The sequence below is a fragment of the Romboutsia sp. 1001713B170207_170306_H8 genome, assembly GCF_015550495.1.
Classification (GTDB): Bacteria; Bacillota; Clostridia; order Peptostreptococcales; family Peptostreptococcaceae; genus Romboutsia_E.
Genome location: NZ_JADNAX010000010.1, coordinates 66,992 through 85,126 on the forward strand (window position 1 = coordinate 66,992; position 18,135 = coordinate 85,126).

14 protein-coding genes, 2 tRNA genes and 2 pseudogenes are annotated in these 18,135 nt (G+C 26.3%); 5 read left to right on the plus strand and 13 right to left on the minus strand.

The genetic code is table 11. From position 1 onward, the window contains the following. Positions 1 to 197: 197 nt before the first annotated feature. The 4 genes and pseudogenes from melB to I2A66_RS14345 form a co-directional block, all read right to left on the minus strand. On the minus strand, positions 198 to 1,562 hold the full coding sequence (gene melB, locus I2A66_RS14330; protein ID WP_122640958.1) for a melibiose:sodium transporter MelB: 1,365 nt from the start codon (positions 1,560 to 1,562) through the stop codon (positions 198 to 200). A 293-nt stretch (positions 1,563 to 1,855) separates the two neighbouring features. Beyond that, on the minus strand, positions 1,856 to 4,897 hold the full coding sequence (locus I2A66_RS14335) for a glycoside hydrolase family 2 TIM barrel-domain containing protein (protein WP_122640959.1): 3,042 nt from the start codon (positions 4,895 to 4,897) through the stop codon (positions 1,856 to 1,858). Positions 4,898 to 6,541: 1,644 nt separating this feature from the next. Continuing rightward, on the minus strand, positions 6,542 to 6,763 hold the full coding sequence (locus I2A66_RS14340; protein WP_187127995.1) for a hypothetical protein: 222 nt from the start codon (positions 6,761 to 6,763) through the stop codon (positions 6,542 to 6,544). Between the two features lie 177 nt (positions 6,764 to 6,940). Further along, positions 6,941 to 7,989 (minus strand): annotated as a pseudogene (locus I2A66_RS14345) (IS1595 family transposase). A 230-nt stretch (positions 7,990 to 8,219) separates the two neighbouring features. On the opposite strand from I2A66_RS14345, the pseudogene I2A66_RS14350 reads away from it, so the two are divergent. Then, positions 8,220 to 8,546: pseudogene (locus I2A66_RS14350) on the plus strand (IS1595 family transposase); the annotation flags it as partial. Positions 8,547 to 8,656: 110 nt separating this feature from the next. Then, positions 8,657 to 8,983 (plus strand): DUF3784 domain-containing protein, encoded by a 327-nt coding sequence (locus I2A66_RS14355; protein ID WP_122641101.1) that lies wholly within the window; start codon positions 8,657 to 8,659, stop codon positions 8,981 to 8,983. A 157-nt stretch (positions 8,984 to 9,140) separates the two neighbouring features. Here I2A66_RS14355 and rbr read toward each other — a convergent pair whose 3' ends face one another. The 3 genes from rbr to I2A66_RS14370 form a co-directional block, all read right to left on the minus strand. Beyond that, a complete protein-coding gene (gene rbr / locus I2A66_RS14360) occupies positions 9,141 to 9,728 on the minus strand; it encodes a rubrerythrin (RefSeq protein WP_122641100.1) in 588 nt (195 codons plus the stop codon). Between the two features lie 405 nt (positions 9,729 to 10,133). Further along, a complete protein-coding gene (locus tag I2A66_RS14365; RefSeq protein ID WP_122641099.1) occupies positions 10,134 to 10,601 on the minus strand; it encodes a globin domain-containing protein in 468 nt (155 codons plus the stop codon). 126 nt (positions 10,602 to 10,727) lie between these two features. Beyond that, a complete protein-coding gene (locus I2A66_RS14370; protein ID WP_122641098.1) occupies positions 10,728 to 11,102 on the minus strand; it encodes a YbaN family protein in 375 nt (124 codons plus the stop codon). A 147-nt stretch (positions 11,103 to 11,249) separates the two neighbouring features. Between I2A66_RS14370 and I2A66_RS14375 the strand changes: the two genes are divergently transcribed. Then, the gene (locus I2A66_RS14375; RefSeq protein WP_122641097.1) at positions 11,250 to 11,645 is read left to right on the plus strand and encodes an RrF2 family transcriptional regulator; all 396 of its coding nucleotides are present in this window, start codon (positions 11,250 to 11,252) and stop codon (positions 11,643 to 11,645) included. 139 nt (positions 11,646 to 11,784) lie between these two features. On the opposite strand, the gene rlmH is transcribed toward I2A66_RS14375, so the two are convergent. The 3 genes from rlmH to I2A66_RS14390 all read right to left on the minus strand — a co-directional run bounded on the left by rlmH (position 11,785) and on the right by I2A66_RS14390 (position 14,634). Continuing rightward, complete coding sequence (gene rlmH / locus I2A66_RS14380) at positions 11,785 to 12,264, minus strand: 23S rRNA (pseudouridine(1915)-N(3))-methyltransferase RlmH (protein ID WP_122641081.1); 480 nt, start codon at positions 12,262 to 12,264, stop codon at positions 11,785 to 11,787. A gap of 18 nt (positions 12,265 to 12,282) precedes the next feature. Continuing rightward, entirely contained in the window at positions 12,283 to 13,080 is a 798-nt protein-coding gene (locus I2A66_RS14385; RefSeq protein ID WP_195251907.1) for an MBL fold metallo-hydrolase, read from the minus strand. An 87-nt stretch (positions 13,081 to 13,167) separates the two neighbouring features. After that, entirely contained in the window at positions 13,168 to 14,634 is a 1,467-nt protein-coding gene (locus tag I2A66_RS14390) for a M1 family metallopeptidase (protein ID WP_122641079.1), read from the minus strand. Between the two features lie 96 nt (positions 14,635 to 14,730). Between I2A66_RS14390 and I2A66_RS14395 the strand changes: the two genes are divergently transcribed. Both I2A66_RS14395 and I2A66_RS14400 read left to right on the plus strand, forming a co-directional pair. Next, complete coding sequence (locus tag I2A66_RS14395) at positions 14,731 to 15,783, plus strand: DnaD domain protein (protein WP_122641078.1); 1,053 nt, start codon at positions 14,731 to 14,733, stop codon at positions 15,781 to 15,783. Between the two features lie 8 nt (positions 15,784 to 15,791). Then, a complete protein-coding gene (locus I2A66_RS14400; RefSeq protein ID WP_195251908.1) occupies positions 15,792 to 16,781 on the plus strand; it encodes an ATP-binding protein in 990 nt (329 codons plus the stop codon). Between the two features lie 40 nt (positions 16,782 to 16,821). On the opposite strand, the gene I2A66_RS14405 is transcribed toward I2A66_RS14400, so the two are convergent. The 3 genes from I2A66_RS14405 to I2A66_RS14415 form a co-directional block, all read right to left on the minus strand. Next, positions 16,822 to 17,853, minus strand: coding sequence for a threonine aldolase family protein (locus I2A66_RS14405; RefSeq protein ID WP_122641076.1), 1,032 nt, complete (start codon positions 17,851 to 17,853; stop codon positions 16,822 to 16,824). 119 nt (positions 17,854 to 17,972) lie between these two features. Next, positions 17,973 to 18,047: transfer RNA gene (locus tag I2A66_RS14410), tRNA-Thr, on the minus strand. 11 nt (positions 18,048 to 18,058) lie between these two features. Then, positions 18,059 to 18,135, minus strand: a tRNA-Asp gene (locus tag I2A66_RS14415).

The window sequence follows — 18,135 nt, forward strand, 5'->3', positions numbered from 1 at the left end:
AAAATTCTTTGAAGTTATTCAGTAGTATTCTATATATGCTTTTGCACTTTTATATATTCCATACTTATTCCTATTATACGTGAGCTTTACAGAAGTTTAAATTCAATATAATATTCTTAAAGTTAAAAAAGCTATCTCAAAGTAAAATATTTAGTAGGATAACTACTAGATTTTATTTTGAGACAGCTTATTTTTATCTACATAACATCATTAATTTTTTTTCTTTCTTCTAATTCTATCAACATTTCATCATGGAATTTACCATTTATTTTATACTTAGATTTGTATATAGCATACATTACTATTGCACAAACTATAGGTATCCATATCATTATTACTCTCATTCCAAATATAGTTGTTGAACTTTGAGCTTCTCCAGCTACATATCCTACTAAGGATAATCCAACACCAACTAACCATCCAGCTACTGCAGATGCCCCTTTAACTAATAACGTTTGCACAGAGAATACTATACTTTCATTTCTCGTACCTAATTTATATTGACCATAATCAACTACATCCGCAAGCATTATAGTTGTAGAACCTACTAAAAATCCACTACCTAATTTTAATACAGCTCCTGCTATTGCTATTAATACAGCATTTTGAGGTGCTAAAATTCCTATTACAAATAATAGTAAGAATCCAACTATTGGCAATATACTTCCTAGTTTAAATACATATTCTCTACCAATTCTCTTCGTTAATATAGGTAATAATACAAGTCCTGATATTTCTGCTATTCCAGCAAATGCCTGATACACAGAAAATAAACTTTCTTTTCCAACAACATATGTAAAGTAGTATATAGCCATACTTCCAGATATCTGCATAGTTAGATTCATTGCTAAAACTATTCCTATAAATACTACTAGTTGATCATTTTTTCTTATTATATTAATTGTTTGTTTAAAGTTTACTTTTTCAGCATTTTTAGGTGTTTCTACTTTTTCCTTAACATTTAGACAAGTTATTATTGTAGTTATTACAAATACTACAGCTATAGCAACTGCAAATACCGAGTATCCTTTTGTAATATCTCCATTCCCTAGTGTTTTGACTATCCAAAGTCCAAATGTTCCTACTATCAGCGAAGCGGTACTTGCGAATACTCTAGGTATTACTGATATTTGTTCTCTTTCTTCTTTGTCACTAGTTAATGCTGGTATCATAGACCAGTAAGGTATATCCATTATTGTGTATGTCATTCCCCATAATATATATACAATCGAGAAATATGCGTATAGTGGTAAGCCTTCTAAGTCTGGCTTTCTAAATAAGAATATTAAAACAACTGCGTTTATTACTGTTCCTATAAATATCCATGGTCTAAACTTGCCAAATTTACTTCTAGTATTATCAACTATCATCCCCATTGCTGGGTCATTTATTGCATCCCAAAGTCTTGCAACTAAAAATAGCGTTCCTACGAATGCCGGATTTAGTTTAACTACATCAGTAAAATAAACCATTAAATATGTTGCTACTATTGCATATACTAAATCTTTTCCTAAAGCACCTACTCCATAAGAATACTTCTCTCTAAATGTTAACTTACTCATCTTTCTCCTCCATATTTTTATTCCCCTTTTATAAATTTATAAAAACATATCAGGAAATATTTTCTATTAACCCTGGTAAAATTATTTATTAAGCATCATAATTTGAGTATAAGTATTATACTGTTATACCCAAAGTGAAATTATGAAGAAAGCAACTGGACTTGGAAGTTTACTTCCAGTTGCTTAATAAATCATATATAATTTCCCTAGTTTAAATTGACATTTCAAGGTTTTATATTAACTAAAATACATATTCTATTTAGTTGAGATTACATGTATATTTTACTGATTAATTACATTGGTTTTATTTCATATATTAAAGTATATATTTTATTAGGATTTAAAATATACTCTGAATGAGGTAATGCTTTCCAACTATCATCTCCTCCTACTCCCATTTGCTTGTATATTACTCTTAATACCGTCGCATCTAATGGCTTTAATTTATAAAAATGATCGGCTACTTCTATATCTTCTGGATGATATTTAGATACATTAAACTCAAAAGTAGGATTTCCACTTATTTTTATACCTTCCCCTTTTTCATTTTTTATTTCTAAATATCTTACATCAGTTTTAGCCCCATTTTCTTGAGGTTGAAGATAGTTTACCATTTTATCTGTTATAATATCATTATATAACCCTATTTTAGCACTCTTGTATTTATCCCAGTAATTTTCTATCTCACCTCTTCCATAATAAGTTATATTTTTAAAATCTTCTTTTAGTATAAACATATCACTTATTGCAGGTATTTTAGCTAAATCTCTGTTCGGATTTAATATTTGTTGCACTTTTAATTTAGAGTTACAATCTAATGAATATACATATGTTACAGTACTCTTATTATCTAACTCTATATCTACTATTAAATTAACTATTTTATCATAATTTACTATTTTAATATTTACTAAATTCATATTTGGATTTCTCCAAGTAACTGCATCTATTTCATTTTTAAATCCTCTATCGTTATTTGTGCTTGATCTCCAGAAATATGGCTTTGTTTCTTCTTTTAGTATATTCTCACCACCTACAATATACTCCGATAAAAGACCATTTTTCTTTGATATAGATACTTTTACTTTTTCAGTAGATAGTGTTATTAATTTGTCGTCTTCATTTATATTAACTATATTAGTATTTTCTTCTCTTTCTATTTTTAATGTATTTGGTTTTAATACGACTTGGTGATGTTTTATTTCATGACCCTTAGCTGCATACATAGTTTCATGTTTTTCTTTAACTGTAAATGTTACTATATATTCCTCATCCTTGTATCTTTTTTCTACTACATCATATTGTAGTTCATAAGTTTCACCAGGCTCTAAGTCTATTGTTATACATTTTTCATCTACAAACTCACCATTTTTAGTTGTAGTTATAAATATGTCGTATTTATTTAAATTATTAAATAAATAATCATTTTTTATATTAACTAAACCTTCCTTTATATCTTCAAATAATACATCTGCATACCAATATTTAATCTCATAGAATTTAGGTGTTACTTCTCCATTAGCAAATACTAATCCATTTCCACTAAAATCATAATCATTTGGGAAATCTCCAAAATCTCCTCCATAAGCTAAATAACTTATATCTTCTTCTTTTTTAAGGATTGCTTGGTCTTTGAAGTCCCATACAAATCCACCTTGTAACACATCATATTTCCTAAATAATTTATAATATGCATCTATATTACCATTTGAATTTCCCATAGAATGTGTATACTCACACATTATATGGGGTTTTTTAGGATTATTTTTTGCATATTCTTCTATTTCCCAAGGTCTTGTGTACATTTGACTTTCTATATCTGATACATCTTCATATATTCTATGATGAAATATTCCTTCATAATGTACTATTCTAGATTTATCATTATCTTTAAAGAATCTGTACATTTTTCTGAAGTTTTCTCCTCCAAAAGACTCATTTCCTAATGACCATATTATTATGGATGGATGGTTTTTATCTCTTTCAAACATAGATTTACATCTTGATAATACGGCATCTGTCCATTCTGATTTACTTCCTGGAATTGCACCTTCTTCTTCTTTTTGTCCATACTTCCATGTACCATGAGTTTCTAAGTTTACTTCATCTATTACATATAATCCATATTTATCACATAAATCATACATATATGGATTATTTGGATAATGAGAAGTTCTTAAAGCATTAACATTAAACTGCTTCATTATTTTTATATCTTTTTCCATTACATCTTTATTTATAGCTCTTCCCATTTCACTGTCAAATTCATGTCTATTAACACCATTAAATAGTATACGTTTTCCATTTATGTACATTACATTTTCTTTTATTTCAAATCGTCTAAATCCTGTATCACAACTTACATACTCTATTGCTTCATTATTTTCATTTTCTAAACTTATTATTACTTTATATAAATTAGGTTGTTCTGCACTCCATTTTCTTGGATTATCTATTATAGTTTGAAAATGTAGATTTACTTCACCGTCTACAGTAAATTCTTTTTTACTAGAATATATTATATTTTCTTTATCATACAATTCTAATTTTATATTGTAATTTCCTATTCCAATTACTTCTACTTTAGTACTAAAAGTACCATCTTTATAATCATCTGTAAGATTTGAGTCTACTCTAAAATCCACTATATGAGTTTTATTTTTTATTTCTAAGTAAACATCTCTAAATATACCACTTAATCTCCAAAAGTCTTGATCTTCTAACCAACTTGCATCACACCATCTGTATACTTTTACTCCTATTTTATTTTTACCTTCTACTAAGTAATCAGTTATATCAAACTCAGATGGTGAGAATGAATCTTTACTAAACCCTACTATTTCTCCATTTACATATAGATAAAAGCATGACTCTACACCTTGGAAATTTATTAATACTTTTTTATTTAATTGTTCTTTAGTTATATCAATATACCTTACATAGCATCCTGCTTCATTTATTTTAACAGGAGCAAATGGTGGTTTTATATCTTCCCTTCCAGTCCATGGATATATAACATTTGTGTATTGCGGTATTCCATACCCTTTTATTTGCCAATTCGATGGAACCTCTATTTCATCCCATGGCTCATTATTATAATTTATTTTATAAAAATCCTCCGGTATATTTTTTATATCTTTACAGAAATTGAATTTCCACCTTCCATTTAGAGATATATATCTCGAAGAATTTTCTTTTACTCCTTCTATAGCTTGTAATTTGGTTTCATAATTTACAAAATCATTATGAGGCTTATTCATATTTAAAGATATTATCTGTGGATTATTATTCCACTCAGGATATCCGTTTTGCGGCTTTTCATATTTAAATTTCATAATCTCCCTACCTCTCCCTCATAAAGGTGTTAATATGATTATTTCCATATGAGCACTCTATTTTATTTGTTGTATCCTATAATACGACAACGAAATATTTTTGTATTGTTAAGAATACCTTTATAGTAGGTTCTATTAATATAGTTACAATTAATAAACTATATTCAACAAAATATACTTGTGCTAATTGACCTCATACTAAAGTTAATAATTTTTCACTATTAGATTGTATCAATATAAATGGACCTAAAATTATTCTATTCATAAATGACCATATCTAATTTATAGAAAACGTTTGTTTCGTATCTATATTACCACTATTTTAGCTACTAACTAAAATAAATCCCTCATTGTAACTGTAAATGATATAATCACTTAAAATAAAGAATAAAGCATTTAACTGGTTTATAAACTTTCAACCCAAAGTCTTATTTAATAAGTCTATAGATCTGTCTTCATTATATTTTATATCAACAAAATACAAACTTGATTAAATTAAATAGATTTAATGAATCTATTGTACTTAATTTTGATGCAGATCCTATAACTCACTTTAATGATTGATAAATTAATGATATTATAAAATATATTCAATCCATAAACACTTACTACTATTAATTAAGAGCTATAATTCATAGCAAATATTCATTTATAATATCGGCAACTACTATCTTTCTTTTCTTTAATATTTATAGAACTTATTTTAATACGTCATTGTTCCCTGTTTTAAGTTTCATATTTTTCTAGTCTTTTTATTTACTATTTTATCGATTTCTGATTATTCTTATTAAATTGTATCTTTTGAATATGCTTATGTAGATCTTACTCCCCATAAATAGGCTATTCTATAAAATATTGCTATTATATCTCAGTTAAATAGAAATCCATATATACTTCTATCTACAATCATAGGTTACACCTTATATTGTTATATTGAACAAATTTATCATAGTCAAAATTTTCAGTTAAATTTTTAAATATTCCTAGATATAAAGTTAAAACCTTTGCTCTATATACTCTTTTATAAAAGTCTATAGATATTTTTTTAACAAACTTTGTTCTAAAACCTGTATATAACTTTATTTCTATACATTTTCTTTAATAATTATTGTTTCAATATCTAAATGTGTATTTATATTTTTCTAAATTTTAGTATAATTTTCCATTACGCTAATGTTTAAGTTTTTGTTTCATACCTATACCATTATTGATTCTTTTCCATACATATTTAACATTTAAAGTTTAATCCGCTGTACAATCAGTAAAAAATGTTCCTATTAAAATGATTAATGCTAATATTTTTAACCTTATATTTCACCTCTATTTTTAGTAAAATTTATTTTTAAAATTATAATACCATTGCACATTATTTATGTCAATTTTTTCCTATATTTTTTATATTATTATCTTTGACTATGTTAGCCATCTTCGTGATAAATATGACATAATAATAAGTACACCTTAGTATTTTAAACGTATTAGATTATATGATGTGCTTATTATAAATTACCAACTATAGTCGTTTTGATTATTATTGATGTATGTATTTACTCCGTAGTCAAATGAGTATGTATCTCTATTTAGTTTTACTTTAAACTCAGCTATTTTGGTTTCACCTTTTACACTTATTATAGCAACATAATCTTACCATTTAAAATCAATATTCTCTTTAACAATTCCTGCTAAGTCTTGATGAATAGGATATTTTATAAGCTCCTCACTTGATGAGTCTGATACGATATTTATTTGCACACCATATGGAAGTTTAGTGGATTCGACTTCTATCTTACATAATGTATCTGGGATTTTTTCTGATATCAGAGTTTTATTAAAGTTAACGTTTCTTGATGTTAAAGCTAAAAACATTAAAGTTAATCCAGTTATAAAAATACTAATGATAATTTAGATGGTCTTTGCATATATAATCCCTCTCTTTGTTTTTCTCAATTTATAATAATTGTAAACTTAATTATACTATACGAAATATTCAATTATTCTCCAATTGCAAAATAGTTTCATTAATTTGAAGTAAAGTTCCTTATTTTATGTTAACTCAATAAATCTATTTCTAATAGTTGCTCTAGTTATATATGTATCCTTAGTAGATACATTCACTAGCATATCTTTAATTCGGTCACTCTTTTTATTCTTCTTACTTTGTTGTAGAAATTTAAACCAAGCCAAATAATTATTAATATATTTTATGGATACACCATTAAAAGTCATTAACCATCTCTTAAAGCTACTGTGAAGAGCATTTATATGCTGTAAATGATAAACACTATCTATCATTGATTTTCCTCTAGAAACTTGCTTTAATTCTATGTTCAACTTATCCTTTATTCCCATATAGGATTTATGCGAATCTACACAAAAGTAGCATCTTAACATATTTTATTGTCAAAAAAGTTAACTATTTGATTGGTTGTAATTCTCCCATTACAAACAGCACCCATAAGGATATTTCCTTTTCTATCAATTGCTGTCTCTATACAAATCTGCTCTTTTGATATTCCCCTTTTCTTCTTATCATTTTTGCTTTTACCTCTTTTTCTATGGTTTCTAGGCATTGCAAATATAGTACTTTTAGAATGATTCCCTTTAAAAGACTCCTTAATAAAATATTCATCTACTTCAACTATACCTTCAATTTTATCATTTTTTAATGATAGATTTATTACATCAAGTATCCTATGACGCATATAAAAATACGTTTTAACACCTACTCTGATTTCTTCAGCAAATTTTCTTATAGAAAGTCCTAATATCATTAATTCGCAGTATTTTAGCCATCTATCTAAGCTTAATTTTGTATTAGAGAATGGGGACATAGTAAACTCATCAAAACTTGTACGACAACGTTTACATATATATCTTTGTCTTCCGTTAGATTTCCCATTTTTATTTACATATTTATATTGACATTTTGGGAACTCGTATCCTTTAGAAAATCTACTTTCTTTGACATTATATCTAATTTCAGAGGAATTAAATAAAGTACTTAATACTTATTGTGCTACTGAAATTAACTCTGTAAGTTCATTCCTTTTTAAATCTTTTATCACAGATTTTATATCTATTTTTGACCTAATATTAGGTATCCTTTCTGAAAATTAGTTGAAATATAGTTTATAACTATTTTAGATATAATTAATCACAAAGTTAGCTAACATAGCCTATAAATAAAAAATAGTAAAATAGACTCCCTTTCTATCGTATAACCTTACTTATAGTGCAACAATAATCATTTACTCTGATAATTAAAATAAAAAAAGATATTGATTTTTCAATCAATACCTTTTTTGTGGATTTCAATAGTGGAGATGACTCACATAAATCATACATAGGGATAAAAGATAAATTAAATGTAGAGTTAAAACAAGTTCCTAGAGGTAAATCAATGATAGATAGTGTTTACCACTTGCAACATATAAATGCTCTTCATAGTAGCTTTGAAAGATGGTTAATGACATTCAATGGAGTTTCTACAAAATATATTAACAACTATTTAGCTTGGTTTAAATTTCTTCAATTAAGCAAGAAGAATAAAAAGACTGACAGAATCAAAGATATGTTAGTGAATATTGCTACTAAAGAAACACTTATAACGAGAGATACTATTATAGGTAGACTTATTGAGCTAGTTTAAATTAATGAAATTATTTTACTATTGGAAAGTAAATTAACATTATGTATAATATAGTAAAGTTCGCAAATGTTATATATTGGGAGTATATTTCAATGGAGGGGTGAACTATTGTGTTAAAAATATCATTATTTATGTCAGGTGCATTATTCTTCGTATCGGGTATGTTTTTTCTTCTTAAAGATAAAGCATCTATATTAATCAATGGATATTATTTTATCTCAAAAAATGAAAGAGAATTATATGATGAACTTAAAATGAGTAGAGATTATGGTGTAATATTATTAAAACTAGCTTTAATACTGTTAATATGGACAATTGGCTATATTCTAATATCTAAATTAGTTTTATGGATATCAATTGTTATTTGGATTATATGCTTTGTGAAAGTTACTGTTACTTTTAGATTTGATAAATATAAAATCAATCCTAATAATTAGTCTTAATTATATATGAACAATTTTAATAAAGTACCAATAATTTAAATCAATCTATAAAATAAAAATAGGCATACCTTTAATAGTTCTAATATATATGCCTATTTCTATTTACTTTTTAATATTATCAACTATTTTCATCCTATTTTAAAAATAGTTATTAATATGTTTCTATAAATACTTCAAAGTATCCTTGTGGGTGTACACATGTTGGACATACCTTAGGTGCTTCTTCACCTTCATGAATATGACCACAATTTAAACATTTCCATAGTACTTTTTCATCTTTCTTAAATACTTTTCCCTCTTCTATATTTTTAGCTAATTTATTATATCTAGCTTCATGTCTTTTTTCTACTCCACTTATTCTCTCAAAAGTTTTAGCTATAGCTTCAAACCCTTCTTCTCTCGCTATTTTTGCAAATTCAGGGTATAATTCTGTCCATTCTTCATTTTCACCAGCAGCAGCCGCTTTTAAGTTTGCCATAGTATCTTCATGGAATGATACTGGGTATGCTGCTGTTATTTCTATCATTTCATCTATAAAATCTTCTTTTAAATATTTATAAAATTTCTTAGCATGCTCTTTTTCTTGTTCTGCTGTTTCCATAAATATGTTTGATATTTGAACATACCCTTGTTTTTTTGCTATGCTTGCATAATATGTATATCTTGTTCTTGCTTGACTCTCTCCTGCAAAAGATTTCATTAAGTTTTCAGCTGTTCTTGTTCCTTTTAAACTTTTCATAAGTCCCCCTTTAATTAATTTAAGTTTATAAAGATAGTAGCATTAAAATTTTATAAATTCAATAACTAATTTACATTTTTTTACATAATAATTTGTAAATTTGTATTAATATGCATAGTTATATATCAGAATATATTAAATATAAAATGTTTAACTTTTATTAGATTTAATGTTATAATAAAAATAAACTTGAAATGGATAAATTGTATAATTGTAGTACTCCATACTTTTCCTGATAAAACACACAGAAATTAACTAGTTGTACCAGTTAATATAAGATACTTTAATTACATTTTGTGTACTACATCTATAAAACCTAATATTATATAAAAATCAAAAATAATTAATAAAAGTCCCTTAATAGCAATGATAAAAATATCAATACTTTAAGGAACTTTTATTAAATTACATTTTTTGATGTACTTGATTATCTCTGCATACTTGATCTATATACATATCTTTTTCTACATCTATAAATACTTTAGCTATAACTTCATAAGCTTCTGCCCATGCATTTAAAACATCTTCTGTTGCTGCGTCTCCTAGAACTTCTTTTATTGCTAATAATAAATTTTTACCTACTACTGGATAATGCTCTGGTTTTACATTTGAATTAACATGAATATTTCCTATTTTCTTTGCCGCTGGTAATAACACCTCTAAATTATCTATATTTTGAGCTGCTGCTAGTATTGTCATTGCTAGCGCCTTTGGTTGTTCTCCAGATTCTTGTTTATCCATATTAAACATTTCTTTTACTTCTGGATTATTCGTAAACATTGTTTTGTAGAAAGTTTTTGTTATTTCTAATCCATGCTCCTTTAATACCGGCACTGTACTTTTTACTATCTCTATTGTTTTTTGACTTAACATACTTACTCTCTCCTTTTTAAATGTGTATTTTATATACACTTTTTATTTATTAAAAATTTACCCAATTATTTTTTATATAAACATTTTTTAAAAGTAATATATTCTTTATTCTCAATTCAATTGCAATTATATCTTTATAGTTTTGATTTTGAATATAAAGTAATAATACTTAAATATAATAATTATTATTAAAAATAACTTTATATATAAGTTATTTAAAATAATTAATGGAAAAGCAATCATTATATCTGCAAAAGTTGATGTATATATCTTTTGCTTTAAGGTCATGGACTTATTAATTATAAAACCTTCTAAATAATTTTTGTATATTTTGCTAGATTTAAACCAGGTTTCAAATTTATTTGACCCTCTAGCAAAACAATATGATGTTAAAAGTAAAAATGGTACTGTCGGTAATATAGGAAGTACTATTCCGATTATTCCTAATAAAAGAAATATAAACCCTGCAATAACAAATATTATTTTTTTAATTCTCTTCATAAAACTCTCCTATTTTTTAATATGTATTCTATATACCCTTTTTAAGTTTTAAATAACATATAATTTTTTAATTATAATTTATATTGTATCTAACCTAATATAATTTATAATAATATATAATAATCAACTTATATTAAGGAGAATTTTATGTATTTATCTAAATTTACTGATTATAGTTTTAGAATATTAATTTATCTAGGCAATAACCAAAATAAACTTTTTACAGTAGATGAGTTATCAAATACACTTAATTTGTCTACTCATCATATAAAAAAAATAATTTATAAATTAGCTAAAAATGGATATATTTTATCTTCTAAGGGAAGAAATGGTGGTATAAAGCTAGGAATGGACCCACAAAATATAAACTTAGGTAAACTTCTTGAAATAACAGAAGATAATTTAAATATTGTAGAATGTTTTTCTACTGATAATAATACTTGTAACCTTAATAATTCTTGTAAATTAAAACCAATTATAAATAATGCTTTAAGTTCATTTATAATTGAATTTTATAAATATACCCTATATGATATCCTTTAATATATTAAGACATTATATCTATAAGATGATATGAACCCTTTATGACAAAAGTTTTATTGTTTTAACTTTCTATCACAAAGGGCTCATATCAAAATTAGTATAATCTATTTATAATTATTTTTATAAAAACCGTGCTCCGTTACTTGTGATACGGTTCACCATTATTTATTCTATAAGCTCTATATACCTGTTCTAATAATATTAACCTCATAAGTTGATGAGGGAATGTCATTTTAGAAAATGATAATTTATAATCGGCTCTACCTAGTACTTCATCAGATAAACCTAAAGAACCTCCTATTACAAATGTAATATGACTATTCCCTCTAATAGCAAGTTTACTCATAGTATCTGCTAACTCTTCCGAAGATAAATTCTTTCCATCAATAGCTAAAACTATAACATAACTATTACTCTTAATCTTACTTAAGATTTTTTTACCTTCTTTATCTTTTATCATAAGCATCTCTTTTTCACTTAGGTTCTCAGGTGCCTTTTCATCATCTAATTCAATTACATCTAGCTTACAGTATTTAGTCAATCTTTTCTTAAACTCATCTATCCCTAACTTTAAATATTTTTCTTTAATCTTGCCGACACAAACTATGTTTATATTCATATATTTCTCCTTATTCTTTTACAGAAGTTTATAAACATCTGAAACTTCACTTCTTGATAATACATCCAATTTTATATCTTGTCCTATAATTATATTATTTTGTGCTAATATTCCTTTTGATGTTTCATAAGCTAACTCAGGAAAATTATTTTCTTTACTTAAATGAGCTAATAGTATTCGTTCCGTTCCTTCTTTTACAAGCTCTACACAAAATTTTCCAGCATCTTCATTCGATAAATGTCCTTCTTCTGACATTACTCTCCTCTTTAATGAATATGGATAGCTTCCCATCATTAACATATTTGGATCATAATTCGACTCTAAAACAACTAACTTAGATTTATATAAATGTTTTCTTATATTTTCGGTTATTTGACCTATATCTGTTGCTATCGATATCTTATCATTAGTTCCTGCATAGAAGTTATATCCAACTGCATCTTCAGAGTCATGTGGTATTGAAAATGGTCTTATTATTATGTCTCCTAATGAATAAGTTTTATCATTTTCAAAGACTTTCATGTTACTATCTTTTATATCTCCAATTTTATCTTTCATTGAACACCATGTTTTTATATTTGCAAAAATAGGTATATCAAACTTTCTAGATATTATTCCTGCACCTTTTATATGATCAGAGTGCTCATGTGTTATAAATATTCCTTTTACTTTATCTATATCAACTTCAATATCTTTTAATCCTGTAGTTATTCTCTTACCACTAAGGCCTGCATCAACTAATATATTAGTGTCTTTATACCCTACATAATGACAATTTCCGCTACTTCCACTTCCTATTGAACAATATTTTAGCATCCTGCCACCTCTTCTTCATAGTCTCATTAGATTATATTATACCAAAAAAATAGAGCATTAAATATTTTTTAATGCTCTATTTTAAATCTATTTATATTCACTTATAATTTTGTCTATATCTACTCCCTTTTCTTTCCACAGTTCAACAAATTTAGCTCCATTTACATTTTCATACATATACTTACTATAATATTCTTTTAATGTAGCAAAAAATATATCATCCCCTACTTTATTTCTTATTTCATTGAAAATCACAGCACCCTTAGTATATACATTTAAGCTATAGTCAGTTGAATCTTTATATTGAGTTGTTGCTTTAAAAATGTTCTGACTTAAATAGTTTCTACTTTGAATCTCCATAGTATTCATAAGTCTAGACCCTACATCTTTTCCATATTTGTTTTCAAAATAAAGTACAGTAGAATATTCAGTAAGAGCTTCATCTAGCCAAGGCTCACTTATTTCGTCATTACCGATTACCGAGTACCACCATTGATGTGCAGTTTCATGAGCTATAATGTATTCTAATAAGAATTTTTTATTTTCTTTATATATACTTTGGTCTATCATTACCAAAGTTGGGTATTCCATTCCTCCAATATAAAAATCACTAGCTACTACAGAATACGTATCGTATGGATATTCACCAAATAAATTACTAAAAATTTTTATAGAATCTTTTGCTACTTCTGTCGTATATTCAGAAAACTCACTATTTAAATTATATGTATTTATCAATACTCCCTTATATGAATCAGTATCAATATCAAATTTATCACTTAATATAAAAGCAAAATCTCTTACTTTTTTAGCTTCTATTTCATAAAATATTTTTTCATCATCATGTTTTTCACTAACTATCTTTCCTGTGCAACCAACATCATACTTTCTAGGTATTAATATACTTACATTAAAATCACTAGTATCACTATAAAAAGGATCACCTACAGATTCATAACTTTTTAAATTCCAACCTCTATCATCATATACACATGCTATAGGAAACCAATTAGTTACATTTATAGTATTTTCCCCATATCCAAATCTTCCTAAACAATTTGGTATTTTTATAGTATACTTCAAATCTATTGAAATTTTTTCATTGCTTTTAATTGATTTTCCCAAATTTACCTTTAATATGTCATTTTTATCTCCAGTTATACTATATTCTAACTTATCATTATTATTAAGTACATTTTTTACATCTATATACCCTTCATTAAATCCATTTGGATATGCTTGTGACATTTCACTTTCTTCAAAAGGAGCCAATTCTTTCTTTGAAAATGCATTTGGGTATATGTGTAAGTATATCTTGTCTATTTCTTTTCCAGTTTTATTTACATAAATTATATTTTGGTTACACATCATTCTTTTACTTTCATCATCCAAAATAACATCTATTGTATATTGATTTCTACTTTCCTCTTTAATTTTAGATGTTTCTTTAGAATCATTTTTATTAAATAGATATATCCCCCCTCCTAACAATATTATTAACACAATTATGCTCAAAGTTATTCGTCTTATCTTTTTAGTAAATTTAATAACCAAATTATCTCCTCCTATTTTTCATGAATAATTTGAAAAAATATTTACAAGATAAATTTGTAATACCTTTTATGATATAATCTAATCTGAGGTGATAAAATGTTTTTTAAGGAAGTAAATGAAATAGATTTAGGTGAAACTACAATTGCCAATATCTTCATAGATATATTTATGCCTATGGCAAATGGTTTATACGTAAAAGTTTATCTTTTAGGATACAGACAGGCTTGCGATTCTAGTTCAAATCCTAAATTTGACAATAAATCAATTGCTAAAAATTTGAACGTCCCATTATCAGATGTAATTGATGCTTGGAAGTTTTGGGAGAAAAAAAGCATAATTAAAATGCATAAAAATGACGGATTAAATGATTATGACTACTCTATAGAATTCTTAGACCTAAAGAGATTTTATATGGAAAATATGCATATTAATACAACCTCTATAAAATCTAATAGTGATAGCATTGTTTCCGTTGCTGAAAATCCTAGCATTAGAAATATGTTTAACTCTATTAACAAAATAATTGGAAGATATCTTGATCCTGGTGAGAAAATTAATATATTAGATATTATGAATAAGTATAATCTTGATCCAGATATGATTATATATGCTTATCAATATGTAAAAGATAAACACGGTGCTGCTCGTCCAGTTAGATACATTGAATCTATACTGAGAAGTTGGTATGATTCTAATTTATATACACCTCAAGATATAGAAAATAGTTTTGCTGTAAGAAAAGAAAGATATATACTATATAAAACTATATTCAATGAATTAGGATTTTATAGACAGCCTTCTAAAGAAGAAGAGCGCATAATGAATGTTTGGTTAGATAAATACAACATGGATATAGAGGTAATTCTTGAAGCATGTTCTAAATCTAAAAATGTATCAAAACCATCTATATCTTATATAAATGGAATAATTGAAAAGTGGAAAGATAAAAATGTAAAAACTTTAGAAGATGTTAAGTTATTAGATGAAGAGCATAAAACTAAAACAGAAAAGAAGTCATCTAATAATAAAACTAGTAATATTCCTCAAGTAAAAACTAGATATCATAATATAAATCAAACTTTTACAAATTATAGTCCTGATGAACTAGAAAAATTACTTCAAGAAAGTCAAAAAGGTAAATTTAAGTAGGTGATTAAATGAAAGAATCTAAATTAAGAGAGATTTTAGTTTCATATGAAAGAAAGCGTGATAAGGCTGAATCAGATTTAGAAATTAGAAAAAAAGATGTATACAACCAAATTCCAGAAATAAAAAATATCGATGATGAAGTATCTAAAATAGGTTTAAAATTAACTAAACTAGTTCTATCTAATCCATCTAATAAAGATGAAATTTTACTTCAATCAAAAGAAAAAATGGCTGAGCTTCGATCTAAGAAAGAGTTTTTATTAAAACAGTATAAAGTTCCAGATTGGTATTTGGATGTGCAGTATAACTGTAATATATGCAATGATAGAGGATTTTTAAAAAATGGAAATAAGTGTAACTGCTTAAAGCAAGAAATTATAAATGATGCCTACAAGATGTCTAATTTATCTAGAGTATTAGATAGCCAAAATTTTTCTACTTTAGATACATCAATATTTTCAAAAGAAAAAATATCAGCCTCTAATGTTTCTCCATATGAAAATATTTTAGAAATAATATCTATTGCCGAATTGTTTATTATGCATTTTGATAAAGATAATGGAGAAAATTTATTATTTTATGGCGATACAGGCCTTGGAAAAACTTTCATGTGTAACTGTATAGCAAAAGAACTTTTAGATAAAGGTTACCTTGTAATATATCAAACAGCATTTAAAATGTTTGAAATTATTGAAGACTATAAGTTTAAAAATTCTAATAGCCATATAAGTAAAGATAATTATGAAAACTTATTTGACTGTGATTTGCTAATAATAGATGATTTAGGAACAGAACTTACAAATTCATTTACTAATAGTGAATTATTTAATATTATAAATACTAGACTATTATCAGGAAAGAAAACAATTATATCTACAAATCTATCACCTATGCAACTAGGCTCAGAATATGCTCAGAGAATTTTCTCTAGAGTTTTTGATAGGTTCAAAATGGTTAAATTTATAGGTAAAGATTTAAGGTGGGAAAATAAAAAGTAGAAGAAAATACTTAAGGTATTTCTTCTACTTTTTATTTTAATTATCTATTTGTTACCTCTGTTAGTAGCTTTATAAAATCTATACAATCATTTTCACTTGTTGCAAAAGAAGTAACAAGTCTTATCGCTCTTCTTTCCTCATCAACTTTTTCCCATATATTAAATCCATAGTATCTTTCTAATTCATTAATTATGTTATTGCTAAATATAGGGAATATTTGATTCGAAGGTGAATCTACTAAAAACTCATACCCAAGTTTTTTTATACCATCTCTTAATATATCTGCCATATAATTTTCATGACGTCCTATTTCAAGGTATAAATCATCTTTAAATAATTCTAAAAACTGAATTCCAAGTAATCTGCCTTTAGCAAGCATTGCTCCTTTTTGCTTTAAATTATATCTAAAGTCAGCTTGTAAGTCTTTATTACATATAACAAGGGCTTCTCCTAAAAGCGCACCATTTTTTGTTCCACCTATATAAAATAAATCAGTTAATCTACTTATATCTTCAAATGTTAAATCATTCTCTTTACAAGAAAGTGCAGATCCTAATCTTGCACCATCCATAAATAATAATAAATTATTTTCTTTACATACATCATTTAAGTCTTTTAACTCTGATTTTGTGTATATTGTACCTATCTCTGTTGAATTCGATATATACACTAATTTAGGCTTAACTACATGCTCATTTGTGTATTTACTTAAAACAGCTAAAATATCCTCTCTTCTAAGTTTACCATCTTTAACATTTACACCTATTACCTTATGCCCTGTAGACTCTATTGATCCAGCTTCATTTATATATATATGCCCAGTATTAGCTGATATAACAGCTTCATAAGGCTTTAAAAAAGCCGATATGGCTATTAAATTAGTTTGTGTTCCTCCTGATATAAAATGAACATCTACATCTTTATTATTTAGTTTATTTTGTATTAATTCCTTAGCTTCTTCACAATATGTATCTTTACCATACCCCTCACATTGTTCTAAATTACTCTTTAATAAGCTTTCTAATATCTTAGGATGAGCCCCTTCACTATAATCATTCTTAAAACTATACATATTTTCCCCCCATATTCTTTTATAATATATAAATTTATACTACCATCTTTAGATAAAATTCTCTATATTTTTATTTTAAACAATAAAAAAAAACGCTTAGACTAATCTAAGCGTTTAATTGGAGCTGGTGATAGGAATCGAACCTACAACCTGCTGATTACAAGTCAGCTGCTCTACCGTTGAGCCACACCAGCAAAGTGTGTTTTGGCGACCTGGAAGGGACTCGAACCCTCGACCTCCAGCGTGACAGGCTGGCATTCTAACCAGCTGAACTACCAGGCC